This window comes from Oceanispirochaeta crateris, from assembly GCF_008329965.1.
Classification (GTDB): domain Bacteria; phylum Spirochaetota; class Spirochaetia; order DSM-2461; family DSM-2461; genus Oceanispirochaeta; species Oceanispirochaeta crateris.
In genome coordinates this window covers 1226515-1240849 of record NZ_CP036150.1, presented here as the reverse complement: position 1 = coordinate 1240849, position 14335 = coordinate 1226515, and the positions used below count along the sequence as shown (strand labels likewise).

Sequence of the window (14335 nt, the reverse complement as noted above, 5' to 3'; positions counted from 1 at the left end):
ATCGGCAACATAGGAAAGAATCTGGATAAAAGCACCAATCAAAGGTATATTATATGTGGATGAAAAAAAGCATAGTGCTTCTCTTGTTATTTATCATGATCTCAAAGGCTTCAGCTGGTGATGCAGCTGCGTCAACCTATGCTAATGTTAGTAATCTTTTTGGTATTGATCCTGATGCCGGAATGAACTCCTTTTTAACTCTTTTGATACCGGGAGGAGGTAAATATGAAGGCATGGGAACCGCTTTTACAGCCATGAGTGTGGATTCTGGATTTCTAGATGCCAATCCTGCTGGAAGTTCTTTCATAAAAAATTCCGAGTTGACTTTTTTTCATAATAACTGGATTGCAGATACAAACCTTGAGAGTGTGACCTACACATCCCGCTGGGATAATTTCGGTATTGGCATCGGAGGGAAATTCCTATATCTTCCATTTACGGGAATTGACGATTGGGGTGATCGTGCCAAAAATGAAGATGGAAGTTTTTCTTCCGGGTATTATACAGAAACAGTCACTACTTTTAACATAGCTTACACCTTTCTTGATGATTATTATTATCATGGTATTGCTGTTGGTGCAAACTTTAAGATGGCTTACCGGGGTGTTCCCTACTCTATTGCTCCCGACCAGTCAGCCTTTGCTATGATGGTAGACCTTGGAATACAATCCAAATTCAATGTTTTAAAGTTTTTCAGTTCCAGGGATAAAAATTTTGCTTTTGGCCTTGTTTTAAAAAATTTAGGAACAGAGTTTATCAGGGATCCTGATCCTCTCCCCACCATGGTCTCAACCGGAATTGCCTATTCTCCCTTGAGGCCTATGACATGGGCCTTTGATGTCAATATTCCTTTCAATCTTGATGGCACACCTTCTGAGTCTGTCTACTATGCGGCTGGTCTTGATTTGAGTATCACCAATTTTTTATCGGTTCAGTCGGGTTTTATGCTTAAAACAGGTCTTCCCCGCTTTAGTCTAGGATCTTCATTGGATATGGAGCGTTTCAGTTTGACAGCTAACTATACTCTGGATCTCACAACTCAGGTAAATACTCTCGACCGTTTCAGCCTTGCTCTAAAACTGAATTTGGGCGACTTTGGAAGAATGAGCCGAGTTGAACGTGCCCAATTGCTCTATTTACAGGGTTTGGAGGAGTATGCAAATGGTGATATTAGTAAGGCAATCTCTCTGTGGGAAGAGAGTTTAACCGTTCGTCCTGAGTTTACTCCCGCTACAGAAATGATTGAAACTGCCAGAAAAACTCAGGAATTGAATCAGATTATCCAAGAAAATCAAACCATAGATGAATGATATTTTAGGAAGGAACGCATCTGTTTTTTTAATTCATTGATTTCGGGGGGGAGTCTTTTTTCTTTTGAGAAGGGATTTTTGCTGCCAAATTTTTCCAGAAGACGCAACAATTTTATCAAATCTTTCTTACTAGAAGTAAAGAATACGGGAACGGCACCGGAGTCGAATAGACTTTTTTGTTCTTCTATGCCCATTGAAGACAGTTTTTCAAGGTATAGCTCTACTTGTACAATAAAATCATTCTTTACGTAGGGAATATCAGAAAGGTACTGTTCCATTTCAATTTTTTTATGAATAACCTTATCTGTCTTATATTGTTGGTTTTTTAACCTATACCATGAGAGTCCAGCCATAAGAAGGGACAGGACTATTTCATCCACCAGGGGAATCGGATCTCTTACAACATAAGAGAGGAAATAATAAGAGACTAGGAATACTCCAGTAGACATGAGGAGATGAACAAAGAATCTTGAGTCGTTGATCCATCTGTTGACGGCATTTTCAATATCTATTTTTAATTCTGTTTTAATCAGATCCAGATCTTGATCTGTGACAGATTCACCGTATGCCAGTTCAATGTTTTCTTCACTCAGGTTTTCAATAAGATTCTGAGCATTACATTCATTCAAAACTAAACTATTCTCTTTCCATTTAATGTAAAATATGTGTTTCACTGTTGGTTCTCCTGTATCGGAGCCGGAGGCATAAGTTTCAAAAGGTTTTCTACCTGATACAGCTGGGCATATTTGCGGGCAGAGAGACCCATGGAATCCTTCTCATCGCAATTTGCACCAGCATTAATCAGGATTTCCGCACAGTCGATCTGACCGTTTCCTGACGCCAGAACCAAGGCTGTTTGACCGCTTTTACTTTTAATCTCAAGCTCTGCTCCATTGTCTATAAAAAAACGAACTAATTCAACATGTCCTTCGGAAGCAGCATCCATTAAAGGTGTATTGTTTCTATCTTTACTGACCTGATTTATATCTGCTCCTGCTTCAAATAGAATTTTTACGATGGAGTTATGACCCCTTCTCGCAGCTGCACACAGCAGGGTCACCTGATCAGCGGAGAGCTTATTGACTTCAAATCCGGCATCAAGGAACACAGCAGTCATAAAACGGTCTCCTTCAATAACGGTTCTTACAAAATCCTGGTGTGTATGCTCTTTCAATCTCTCCTTGAGTGTGGACAATGCCAGATTTTTTTTCATTTGATCATTCCATTGAGGTAAGTGGCTGTTCAGTATAGTTCTAAGAGATGGTATATCTTTTGCTAATGGAAACTCTGACAACCAATTGGATGGAAAATCATCCTGGTATAAGAAAATTGTATTTTTTGTATTCATCTGACCATATCCAACGACAAAAGACAGCCACTGTGAATCTAGGTCTTCTGTTGAAGGTATAAGAAGATAAAAAGAAGAGGACCTTAAGGCTTGTATCAGGTGGGGCATTGCGTTACTTATTGTTTCTGTTTTATCAAATAGGACTGTCTGGTACTCAATGTAATAATCATCGAGGGATAGACGTAATGAAGTCAGTTGGGATTTTATACTTTCTGAACAGAATACAGAAAACTTCATAATTGGTAACACACTCCTGAATTTTAACAGATCTACCCTCCATCAATGTCGGTTGGCTGTAGTCAAAGCTTTAATCATTTTGCTAGAATACAGATCAGCATGGACGAAGTAAATAAGGATTCTAAAAGACCGCATCCCGAGAACAGCAGTTCTAATCTCAATAGTTTCCTGACAGACCTTGTCAATATGCAAGATAAGAAGCTTGTGACTCCAATGGATCTTGAGGCTTTACAGGAAAAATATGATTTAAATCCGGATGATCAAGAAAAACTCAATATGCTTATCGAACGGCATCTGAGTAGAGCCACAGAGTATAAACGCAACGAACGCTGGGACAATGCCATTGTAGAAACAGAACGAGCCCTTCTCTTTTCTCCCCTGGATAATGAGATACGTTTAGATCTGGCCGAACTGTTCTTAAACAGAAGCGTTAAATACGGTTATCTCCAGAAAGATCTCAGACGAGCTGGTCATGAAGTACGGGATGCACTTACACTGGAACCGGAACATCGCGGAGCCAAAAAATTCCAGAAAGAACTGAAACAGTTGAATTCCATGCTTCAGGGAAAGCAGAATAACAAAAAGTTGATTCCTCTTGTTCTTCTGTTAATTATCATTATGGGAGCCGCTTTGTATCCTCAGATTCGAAAAAGATTTCAATTCTTATCTCTGGCTGAAGAAAGTGATTCCAGTTTAGCAATTTCTACAGAACCACCTTGGGTCACCAAAAGTATTAGTATATCCGAGTCAGATCCCCTTAAAAAAGACTTCAATATTCAATTGACCGAGTCTATGATCATCAGAGAAACAAATGCCGGGGTTCCGGCTATTAGTGTTGCAGGATACATTGAGCCTCTAAATGGTGATTTAGCCATGTTGGAATTAATGCTTTCCGGTTTTGATCCCGCTGATTCCATAGCGACCATTGAAATTGTTAGTCCCGGTGATGCTCCCCTGCGGAAAGGTGAAACCGATCGTTTCCAATCGTTTATTTATCTGAATACAAATCCTGAAGACATGGACAAGCTGTATTTCAGTATCAAAAATAGACAGGCATATTATGAAGAAGAAATACCCAGATGGGAAAAGGAAGAGATCTACATGAATGATCCCCTCCCTCATGGTATCTTTCTCGATATGGAAAGCCTTTTGATCAATCAGATAGAAGGATATGACAGAAATTATATATTTTATGATGTGAGAGTTGCTAATAAGAGTACAGAAGGCTTGAATCAATTGGATGTTATATTTCAATGGCGGGATGACCAGGATCAGCTTATTTCATCCATTTCTCAGTCTTTGGTGAACCAAAGGATTCTTCCCTTCAAGCCACAAAGTATTGAAACTTATAGAATTATGTTTGATTTACCCAAAGATTCAACATCCTCTCGGGGAGATCTTGTTATTTTTCTAGAAAAAGCTGTAAAGGATAGTATAAATGAAGGTTAAAGATATTGATTGGACAACATGGATTCCCAGCGAAAAAGCTGTTATTACCTATATTCTGGATGGAGAGAATGTTCTTTTAATACACAAGAAGACAGGACTCGGAGCTGGCATGGTCAATGCACCCGGGGGACACATTGAAGAGGGTGAAACAGCGGTTGAAGCCGCAATACGGGAAACAAAGGAAGAGGTCGGTCTGGATACGGAGAATCTGATATTCTCTGGTGATCTCTATTTCCATTTTTTGGATGGCTTAAAGTTAAGAGGAACTGTCTATTTATGCCGTGATTTTAAGGGCAGCCTGATCGAAACAGATGAAGCGAGCCCATTCTGGTGTGCCATAAAAGACATACCCTGGGAGAACATGTGGGAAGATGACAGGCATTGGCTTCCACAAGCCCTGAAGAACGAACGTTTTACGGGATACTTTATTTTTGATAAAGAAAAAATGGTGGATAAATCCCTTGTTTTTCATGCATCCAATTGAGATTCAAGATCAATCATAAGACGGAAAGACGAATTTTCTTTTTTTAACTCTTTTGAACCTCTGGTAATCTTACAAAGGCTTAATCCTAGGGTTTCAGCTACCTTTCTCTGGGATACGCCTGCTTTAATCAATTTAACAAGAGCCCAGCGGGTTGCCACCTCATGGATTTCATTTTTTGTTAGAAGACTCATAAGAAAATCTTCAATCAAGTCTTTATCATCTGTTGCCGCCATCGCTGCCGACATTTCTTTAATGGCTTTACGGTCATCCATCGGATGCCTCCTGTTTTGATGTTTTAAGGAATTCATCTTCAAGGCCGTAATCATGAATTTTCCTGTGCAATGTCTTTCTTCCAATACCTAGAATCTCAGAAGTCTTACTCTTATTCCCACCGGCAAAATTCAGGGTAGATCGGATGATCAGTTTTTCAGATTCCGCCATGGTCGTTCCCATGGGAATCCTAATAGAGCTGCTGTCTTCTGCAGAAGCTGAAATATCTGGGGGAAGGTCATGTAGCATTATAAAGTGACCTCTTGATAGCACAACTGCACTTTCCATGCAATTCCGGAGTTCTCTTACATTACCAGGCCAAGAATAATTGTATAGTGCCATTGCCGCTTTGTTGTCAATTCCTTCAATGGCCTTATTGTTTTCCTCTGAAAACTCTTTCAAAAAAGCGCTGGCTAAAAGGGGAATGTCTTCCTTCCGTTCTCTGATAGGGGGTATGTGTATATTGACCACATTGAGTCTGTAATAAAGATCCTCTCTGAAATTCCCTTCAGCGATTTCATTTTTCAGATCCCGGTTTGTTGCTGCAATGATTCTCGTATCTATGGAGATAGGACGATTTCCTCCGACCCGTTCGAATTCTCTTTCCTGTAAAACTCGGAGTATTTTTATCTGCACTGATGGATTGATCTCTCCTATCTCATCCAGAAATATAGATCCTCCATCGGACATTTCAAAACGGCCTTTCCTCTGTTGCGCCGCTCCTGTAAAAGCACCTTTCTCATGTCCGAAAAGCTCACTCTCTAATAGAGATTCAGAAAGTGCCGCACAGTGAACTTTTATGAAGGGTTTATCGACCCTTTGAGAGCTTTCATGTATGGCATCGGCAACCAGTTCTTTTCCAACACCGCTTTCGCCGGTGATCAATACTGAGGCTTTGGTAGAGGCCACCTGTTGGATGAGATCAAAAACCCGTTGCATCTGGCTGCTTTTACCAATGAAATTGGTTTTATTTTTTCGATTTTCCAGTTTCTTGATTTCTTCCTGAAGCTCTCTGTGCTTCAAGACCATTTCTCTGGAGGATAAGGCTCTTTTGACTAAAAGAGATAGGCGATCCAGGTTTAGAGGTTTTGTCAGGAAGTCATAGGCTCCGTCGCGCATGGCATTGACAGCGTTCTCAACCGTCCCATGACCTGTTAGAATGATGACTGGAACCGTGGGATAGGCAGAGGATAATTTTTTTAGTAACTCCTCTCCCGATACTTTTGGCATTCTCAGGTCGGTGAGTACCAGATCAATGTTTGCTTTGACCATTATTTTCATGGCTTCGCTTCCATCTTCAGCTACAAATACTTCATAACCGTCGAGTTCCAGCGCCTTTGAAAGCCCTAGTCTTATATTCTTTTCATCATCAACTACTAGAATTTGGAATTTCAATCGAATTCACCTTCCCAAACTAATAATTTTTTGTCTGTCTGCGGTATGGGAAGAAGAATTGTAAATGTCGTTCCCTCCCCTTCTTTTGAGAATACACGCAACTCTCCACCATGCTCCTTGATGACCTTATAGACAACTGTCAGTCCTAGTCCGGAGCCGTTGTCTTTGGTCGTAAAATAAGGTTCGAATATCTTAGACACCAGATCTGCGGGAATTCCCACACCTGTATCCTGAATCTTAATCTGAACCAGGTTATCTTTAATAAACGTTTTAATAGAGAGTGTGCCACCCTCTTCCATGGCCGCCAGTGCATTCTTAATGATATTCAATAGAGCCTGTTTAATCAATTTCTCATCCAGGTTCAAAAGGGGAAGATCGTTTTGTAGATTTTCCTCAACGGTAATACCTGCTTCCATCAATTCATATTGGACAAAGGTGATCAATTCCTGAATGATTGTGTTCATGCTTGTCGGCACAAGATGGGTGTCCATGGGGCGGACAGCAAAAAGATAATCTACGACAATAGAATTGAGTCTTTCTACCTCTTCACTAATGACAGAAAGATATTCTTCTAGATCTGCTCTACAGCTGTCCTTATCAGAATTGAGTGATTTTTGCATCAATTGAAGATAAATACTTATGCTGCCCAGGGGATTCTTTATTTCATGGGCTACGCTGGCTGCCATCGTGGTCATAGAGGCCAAACTTTCTGCTCTGCGCAGCCTGGCTTCTTCCAGTCTTTTATCCGTCACATCTTCGATATATATGAAGTCACCCTGTATGCTGCCATCTTTTACTACAGGCATCACACCGACGGCCAGGGTTATATCCCTATTTAATGTCTCCAGAGTAAAATCCTTAGGTTTCACTGTTTCTGCCCCAAGGAGTGATTCTTTAACAAAATTGGAAATATCTTTGTCCAATATGACTTCCCAGGCTTTTAAGCGTTCCATGCCCTTTTGCTGGAGGGGAACCATGCGTTTTACGGGGATATTCATAAATTGTATATAATGATCCGGACGGGACACAATAACACCGATGGGCAGGGAAGAAAGAACCATTTCTAACAGTTCTATGTCCTTCACTTCCTCAGCCAGTATGGTAATGAGGTTGGTTATCTGTCCAGAATCCAGTTTGGGTAAGGTTTCTATGGCCTTACTTATTAAATGCCTCATATTTCTCTCTCATATTATAAAACAGACTTTCCATTAAAAACAGAGAACTCTGGTTGTATCTCACGGAATTGGATGAACAGCGATTGATATCAGAGAGTAAATCTGAAACAAGAATCTGTCCTCTTACGGTTGAGTATAAATCCGGGTCCTCTTTGAATCGGAGCCTGAGTTCGTCCGTCAGGAGTCTGAGGAACCTCTTTAACTCTTCCTTACTCTTGTTTTTATCAAAATACTGAAAAAGCTCTTCCAACTCTTTGATTGAACCGTTATTGATGCTTGTATCCGTAAAAAGGCGGATGTAATTGCTGATAAAACTATAGTCTGTATCAGACCAGGATTGGAAGAACTGAAAAAGATTCATTTCACAAGATTCCTGACGAAACAATTTTTCCAGTATCTGAGAAGAAACTTTGGATGTCCTTGGTGTAAACTCAAAATTCCTAACCCTGGATCTTATGGTCTGTATGATGCTTCCTTTTCTATCCGTCGTTAATATAAACGTCACATGAGCTGGCGGTTCTTCAAGTATTTTCAGAAGGGAGTTCGCTGCAGAATCTAAAAGAGTCTCTGCCTTCTCAATGATTACAATTTTTGCTTTACCCGAACTGGTCCTATGGGCCCATTTACTTATATTTCTGATTTGATCAATTGGGGGTGCCCCGGGAACAGCAGGGATCAAATTTCTGATATTGCCGATGAGCTCATCCAGATATTTATTTAATTTGTCTTCTTCCATCAAAGGTTTTTCAGGATCTAAAAGCTCCAGAGCCTCTGTTACAGATGTCAGAGCTCCATTGTATTTGCTGAGTTTTTTTTCCTGACCTTCCCATAATACAGGTTCAAATCTTTTCAGCAGTTTTCTCACATTCCTTAAAAACATATAAATGGCAAAAACAGCTCGGGTTCTTTTGAGCAGTTCTGCCGAGGCTTTGATTTCTTCCAAGAAATAGCGGCGCCCAAGAAGAAGGAGGTCCGGATTGATTAAAACACGATGATCTCTACAGGATCGGCAATCACAATCCCAGGGAGCATTTTCCCTTGTACAAGAGATACTTCTGGCTAGTTCAAGGGCTGCTGTCATCTTACCGCTAAAATCTTCGCCGCTGAACATCAAAGAATGAGGAAGGCTATTTTGGAGTACACCTGCGCTGAGCTGTTTTTTTATGGCATCCTGACCTATGAGATTTTCAAACAATCAGAGTTCCCCCGAAGATATTTTATTCATGACTTCCGACGCCGGTTTATCCAGTGCGGGAAGGAACCTTTCCAAATAGGGCATAATATAAGATTTCCCACTCAGGCCTTTTAAGTCAATGAAATCCTGAAAATCAATGAGATAGACTATGAAGAAACAGATCAATAGACCCTCTAGTAAGCCAAAGAAAAACCCTAAAAGTTTATCTGTACCTTCCAGGGGCGATTCATTGATCATCATAACAATTGCTTTTTGAACCAGTTTAAAAAGGATATAGGCCGCAATAAATATGCAAATAAAAGAGATAAAAGTTGCAGATTCATCCAGGGATGAACGGGATTGTATCCATTTAGTACCATCGGGATAGAAAACCGTTGCCAAAAGAAGACTGATAAACAAGGCCGCCAGAGACATCACTTCCTGAATCAAGCCACGGAATGCTCCTCTAAAAGAACTGATTAGTATCAAGGCAAGAAAAATATAATCAAGAATTCCTAGTTCCATTCAGGACTCCTTTAAAAGATAAGATACTATAACATCTTCTGCCTTTTTATTCACAAAGTTCCTGCAATTTTCAACCATGCTTTTTCTCAGGGACTCATCCTGATAGAGTTTCATGATCAATGCCAAGAGGCCAGAAGGGGTCATATCCTTTTCTTCCAGGATGAGAGCCATTCCTCTTTGACTGACAATCTCGGCATTGAGTATCTGGTCTCCCCGGCTTCCGACTCTTAATGGAATGAGGATGCCCGGAGTTTCTGTAACAGCAAGTTCCCAGAGAGTTCCCGCCCCGGCGCGGCAGAGGGCCAGGTCTGCCTTTTGCAGCAAGGCAGGAAGTTCTTCATTCAAATAAGGAACAGGGTGGTAATGCTCTCTCTCGGCTTCCTGTTGAAAAAGTTCATCTCCCATTTGATGAATGACCGTAAAGTGCCGAGTGAGCTCGTCCAGGCATTCTCTCACAAGTAAGTTGATTTGTTTAGCACCGGAGCTACCACCTAAAATAAGCAGAAGAGGACGACCGTCCAATTTTTTATTCCAAGTTTCCGGCAGGGGTATTTCATTATTAAAAAAATCAGATCTCACCGGATTTCCAGAAATAACTATTTTATCATCATGACTTTTCATGTACTTTCGGCTCTCATGGTAGGCCAGAAAAGTATTTTGAGTCATTCTGTGGTTTATCCTTGTGGCTAAACCAGGGACAACGTCTGAATCATGGGTGAAGGAAGGAATCTTTAGCAACCAGGCTGCGGCTACAGCCGGGACACTTACAAAACCTCCTTTTGAAAAAACAAAGGCTGGATTTATTTTTTTGATAAGCTTAATTGATTGAAACAAACCGGCAATGATCCGGAAGATATCAGTGAAGTTTTTAAATGAAAAATATCGTCTCAATTTTCCCGTACTGATTGAGTAATATTCCAGATTCCATTCTGCTATAATCCTCTTTTCAATGCCAGTATGAGAACCTATCCAGCAGATTCTAAAGCCTTTTTCCTGTAATAATTCAATAATGGGTAAGGCAGGATAGACATGTCCTCCTGTTCCTCCTCCAGTAAATACTATGGTCTTATTGTTCATGTTCTACTCTTTAAATCTTTTTTCTGCTTGTATTTTAATCTGTTTGATCTGTCTGTCAATGATGCTTAGGTCCACTGTTTTGCTCAGGGACTGGAGATTTTTAAGATGGGCATAGTATTCATCCCGGGTTTTCCTATGAGCTAGCATCCTGAGTCTCCTGGGGATTTCCAGTAAAAGCTTACGATTGGGTTCATCTTCATTGACTTGGAGTATGGTAAATATTCTGTCCAATTCCTCACTGCGGGTCTTGCATGCTGCAGAGCTTAGAATTTTTAGAAGCCTCTCAAGTTTGTTTTTAGGCCAGTTTGTCAGATCATTGACAATCGTTATGAACATATCCCATTTCACTGCTAATACGGCCTCATTTCCCTGTAATCTTATTACAAAACAGCCATTTTCATCAAAATCACCATAGGGTTTGAGCTTATGAAGGGAGTAAAGCTTTTTTTCAAGTAAGGAAATTTCCCTTATGAGAAGTACCCGTCTAATCTTACTTTTAGATCGGCTATTTGCTGATTTTTCCGTATCAACAGACAGGATAAACTCAATATTGTTGTGAACTCTGTTGTTACTTTGCCTTCCCCCTCTGAACTTTGTGTATTCATTGCTGATGATGTTTATATTGCCTTTTTTTTCACAGATATCCATCATCTGTTCAAAGGGAATGAGGCCGTCATTGCTATAGCTGATAAGAATCTTGCGGGCTCTTAAATTCTCCATCAGTTCTGAGAAGGCCAGAGTCGCTGTTTTTTTAGAACAATAGGGGGATCTTGTTTTGACCCAGTCTTTTCGAATAGCCGCTTTTTCAACCAGAATTCCCTTTTCATTGAGAATCATGGGAGCCGCAATTTTGTCCCAGAGAGCTATGGTATTCAGTATGTGGTAATTGCTGCCATATTGATGCTGATTATAGGGCGGGTCCAGGTAGGCCACGTCGATCATGGGCAGGTTTTGGTCTCTTACCAGTTCAATGGCATCTTTACAATATATTTCTGCAGCACTGCAACTCTTCGGGAGTACAGGATAAGGCAGCTGTATCAGCCCTAAAATCCTCGACAGTGCATCTTTTCCATGCCCGCCAAAGCCTTTGTGGAATGCCTTGAATACACCTGATGTATTTGTATGTTTTGAGCTTTCACAAAGGAGAAGACCAATGAGAAGGTTCCGGATTGAAAGAGTCGCTGCATCAGAATCGCTTGGAAAATTCTGTTCTATATAATTTCTGATAGAATCAATTCTTTTTGCGTTCTCTCGTGTGTAGAAGAGTCTTTCTTTTCTATAATCCGCTTTGTGTATGTCCATCTCCGAAGGAGCGTAATAACGGGCCATATAGCTATCTTCTTCAGAAACAGGAGGTAAATTGTTAATCTGGTATAGAAGGTCTCTGAGGCTTGCAGGACTGCCGAATAAACGGGGAATATCCTGCTGATTCAAGCGGAGATGAGACTCGGCGAGGACTCTGGAATATTCCTCCCAGTCATTGGCAATCACTTTGAATCCCATGAGGCGTCCCAGACGGGAGACCACGCCGGAACCGGCAAAAAGATCCAGAAAAATACTGCCTTGCCCTTGATCAGTGGATAAAGCCTTCTGAATCAATGGCAGAAGTCGTCTTTTGTTACCAATGTATGTTATCAGCTGTTCTTTTAGATAGGCATCGTTCAATATGCTCAATATGGAGATCCCCTCCCCGGGAAAGTCCTTGTCAGGTGCATACACATTACAACAGGCCGTTAAAATAATCCATAAAAAACATAAACTCTTTCTTGATTTTCTTGTGGTATCCATTAGAATTATATGTAGATTCAAGGTAAGGGGGATATATGAAAAGTCAACCACCTAAAAGTGTAAGCCGGTGTTAGCCGGCCAAGATTGTTTTAAATTATGTAAGATGCCTTTTTAGGCTGTTTTTTAAAATATGAGATCGTATGCTTAGTGATGTTGTATCCTGGTATGCATCCACAAAGCCGGCAACTGCCGGCTTTGTTATTTATAAAATAAAAAGGACGCCCTTGGCATCCTTTTTCATCTTGAAAATAATGGGCGTTGAGGGACTTGAACCCCCGACATCCTGCTTGTAAGGCAGGCGCTCTCCCAACTGAGCTAAACGCCCGTTAAACGGTTAAAAATAAGTGATGGGCGTTGAGGGACTTGAACCCCCGACATCCTGCTTGTAAGGCAGGCGCTCTCCCAACTGAGCTAAACGCCCGTTAAACGGTTAAAAATAAGTGATGGGCGTTGAGGGACTTGAACCCCCGACATCCTGCTTGTAAGGCAGGCGCTCTCCCAACTGAGCTAAACGCCCGTTAAACGGTCAAAACAAGTGATGGGCGTTGAGGGACTTGAACCCCCGACATCCTGCTTGTAAGGCAGGCGCTCTCCCAACTGAGCTAAACGCCCTGTTCATCTTTTTAACGTTCAGCAATTTATCACAATGGGTGTGACAGGTCAATAGAATCCCGTTAAAATATTTAGCGAAAGAGTATCAAAAATCTGTAATTGTTATTTTCTTATTTTCAAGAATATTTTGATCTAATAAATATATTTTTTTCATCCCCGCTGTCTTGGCCATAATATCACAGAGGCTGTAGTTTTCCTGTATTAATATTTCCCTTGTCTCTTGTGGTGCCATGATGATGCCATTGAGCAGTTCTTTTTTCTTGGCATTGACCTGGTCAATCAGGAATACTTCAATCAGTTCTTCTGCAGAATCATTTTGAAGTTCGATCAATACAGAGGAAAATTGACTGACGCTGTCACTGTCATAAAAAACTAGGAAATCCGCATCCATGGGCAGTTCAAGAGCTTTGATAAAAGTCTTACCATCACCGCTCTTTAACTTTAGTTTATACTCTTGTTCTTCTTCCAATGGCAGATGAAGGGTGAGGCTTTCAGATGGCTTGAGAACCTCTCGAGAAAGCAAATTTGTTTCTCCAGAGTCATCATTCTTATCCAAAAATATTCTAAACACGGGGTAATTGGTATAGTTAAAAACTTCTATGTCTACTAAGTTTTTAGGTTCAAGTGAATCTTCATTCAACAGATCCGGAGGCTCAGAAAAAACCCGATCCCTTTCAATGGGCCGAGCTCCATAAACAGCATCTGGATCTGTTAAGTCCGGATAGGCGTCCGGAAATTCTCTATAATGTTCGGGTAGGATGTAGACTACGCTTTTTTGTTCTATAGCTACATTCTCAATGATATAACTTTCCTGAGAGATGCCGTACAGGTAAAAACTGCAAAACAGTATATCCTCAGTACTGTAGATATTGATATTGTGCCTGGCCCCCGGTTCAAGGCCTTGAACACCAAAATTATGATAGTAGTTATTCTGTTCCGAGCCGCTGTCAATATAGATTTCCTGAAATATAATATCACCCTTATTCAGGATTGAAAAATCCAGAGAAAAAAGAGGAAGGTTTAAAACCAGCAATACAAAAAATATAACCGATCTTTTTATTAAAAAATTCAGTACATTCGGCACTTTACAACCCTAAACATGAGAATTCTGGACAATTATTTCCCCAGATTATTTATTCATCAACCCGGAGGCCAATTCATTTTTCTATCACCAAGTATATGGGCATGGAGGTATTCCACTGTTTGCTGTCCATCCTCACCACAGTTTAACACAATCCTATAACCACCCTTCTCCAGTCCCAAAAGAGAGGCGACTTTAGAAACAGTGTTAAAAAAAATCCCCGTTTGTGTCACATCATTGTGTTGAATTTCAATAAAATCCTTTACTTTCTTCTTGGGTACTACCAGGACGTGAACCGGAGCCTGGGGATTGATGTCTCTGAAAGCCAGCACATTCTCATCCTCATAAACTTTATCAGACGGAAGTTGTCCGGCTATTATTTTATCAAAAATGGTTTCTTCCATTATTGC

General features: G+C 40.6%; 14 protein-coding genes and 4 tRNA genes. 3 read left to right on the top strand and 15 right to left on the bottom strand.

Features of this window, described 5'->3' with window-relative positions; translation table 11 throughout:
* Positions 1-59 precede the first annotated feature (59 nt).
* Positions 60-1310, top strand: a complete 1251-nt coding sequence (locus tag EXM22_RS05615) for a UPF0164 family protein (protein WP_168203365.1) — start codon at positions 60-62, stop codon at positions 1308-1310.
* Here the strand turns inward: EXM22_RS05615 and EXM22_RS05610 are convergent.
* On the bottom strand, positions 1292-1984 hold the full coding sequence (locus tag EXM22_RS05610) for a hypothetical protein (protein WP_149485569.1): 693 nt from the start codon (positions 1982-1984) through the stop codon (positions 1292-1294). The two genes, EXM22_RS05615 and EXM22_RS05610, sit on opposite strands and share 19 nt — an antisense overlap.
* Positions 1981-2895: an ankyrin repeat domain-containing protein gene (locus EXM22_RS05605; protein ID WP_149485568.1), complete on the bottom strand. Its 915-nt coding sequence runs from the start codon at positions 2893-2895 to the stop codon at positions 1981-1983. The genes EXM22_RS05610 and EXM22_RS05605 overlap by 4 nt, the downstream gene beginning before the upstream one ends.
* Positions 2896-2994: 99 nt before the next feature.
* On the opposite strand from EXM22_RS05605, the gene EXM22_RS05600 reads away from it, so the two are divergent.
* The gene (locus EXM22_RS05600; RefSeq protein ID WP_149485567.1) at positions 2995-4344 is read left to right on the top strand and encodes a tetratricopeptide repeat protein; all 1350 of its coding nucleotides are present in this window, start codon (positions 2995-2997) and stop codon (positions 4342-4344) included.
* A complete protein-coding gene (locus EXM22_RS05595) occupies positions 4334-4828 on the top strand; it encodes an 8-oxo-dGTP diphosphatase (RefSeq protein WP_149485566.1) in 495 nt (164 codons plus the stop codon). The genes EXM22_RS05600 and EXM22_RS05595 overlap by 11 nt, the downstream gene beginning before the upstream one ends.
* Here the strand turns inward: EXM22_RS05595 and EXM22_RS05590 are convergent.
* The 13 genes from EXM22_RS05590 to EXM22_RS05530 form a co-directional block, all read right to left on the bottom strand.
* Positions 4813-5100, bottom strand: coding sequence for a Trp family transcriptional regulator (locus EXM22_RS05590; protein ID WP_149485565.1), 288 nt, complete (start codon positions 5098-5100; stop codon positions 4813-4815). The two genes, EXM22_RS05595 and EXM22_RS05590, sit on opposite strands and share 16 nt — an antisense overlap.
* The gene (locus EXM22_RS05585; RefSeq protein ID WP_149485564.1) at positions 5093-6493 is read right to left on the bottom strand and encodes a sigma-54-dependent transcriptional regulator; all 1401 of its coding nucleotides are present in this window, start codon (positions 6491-6493) and stop codon (positions 5093-5095) included. The genes EXM22_RS05590 and EXM22_RS05585 overlap by 8 nt, the downstream gene beginning before the upstream one ends.
* Positions 6490-7668, bottom strand: a complete 1179-nt coding sequence (locus EXM22_RS05580) for a two-component system sensor histidine kinase NtrB (protein WP_149485563.1) — start codon at positions 7666-7668, stop codon at positions 6490-6492. The genes EXM22_RS05585 and EXM22_RS05580 overlap by 4 nt, the downstream gene beginning before the upstream one ends.
* Positions 7649-8863 carry a hypothetical protein gene (locus EXM22_RS05575; protein ID WP_149485562.1) on the bottom strand — a complete coding sequence of 405 codons (1215 nt, stop codon included), beginning with the start codon at positions 8861-8863 and terminating at the stop codon, positions 7649-7651. Before EXM22_RS05575 ends, EXM22_RS05580 begins: the two co-directional genes overlap by 20 nt.
* Positions 8864-9367: a CvpA family protein gene (locus EXM22_RS05570; protein ID WP_149485561.1), complete on the bottom strand. Its 504-nt coding sequence runs from the start codon at positions 9365-9367 to the stop codon at positions 8864-8866.
* On the bottom strand, positions 9368-10444 hold the full coding sequence (murG, locus tag EXM22_RS05565) for an undecaprenyldiphospho-muramoylpentapeptide beta-N-acetylglucosaminyltransferase (protein ID WP_149485560.1): 1077 nt from the start codon (positions 10442-10444) through the stop codon (positions 9368-9370).
* A gap of 3 nt (positions 10445-10447) precedes the next feature.
* Positions 10448-12118, bottom strand: coding sequence for a DNA adenine methylase (locus tag EXM22_RS05560; protein ID WP_168203364.1), 1671 nt, complete (start codon positions 12116-12118; stop codon positions 10448-10450).
* 366 nt (positions 12119-12484) lie between these two features.
* Positions 12485-12557 (bottom strand) — tRNA-Val (locus tag EXM22_RS05555).
* A 23-nt stretch (positions 12558-12580) separates the two neighbouring features.
* Positions 12581-12653, bottom strand: a tRNA-Val gene (locus tag EXM22_RS05550).
* A gap of 23 nt (positions 12654-12676) precedes the next feature.
* Positions 12677-12749, bottom strand: a tRNA-Val gene (locus EXM22_RS05545).
* A gap of 22 nt (positions 12750-12771) precedes the next feature.
* A tRNA-Val gene (locus EXM22_RS05540) sits at positions 12772-12844 on the bottom strand.
* A gap of 85 nt (positions 12845-12929) precedes the next feature.
* Positions 12930-13877: a hypothetical protein gene (locus tag EXM22_RS05535; RefSeq protein ID WP_149485558.1), complete on the bottom strand. Its 948-nt coding sequence runs from the start codon at positions 13875-13877 to the stop codon at positions 12930-12932.
* Positions 13878-13984: 107 nt separating this feature from the next.
* Positions 13985-14329, bottom strand: a complete 345-nt coding sequence (locus EXM22_RS05530) for an HIT domain-containing protein (protein WP_149485557.1) — start codon at positions 14327-14329, stop codon at positions 13985-13987.
* Between the last annotated feature and the right edge of the window lie 6 nt (positions 14330-14335).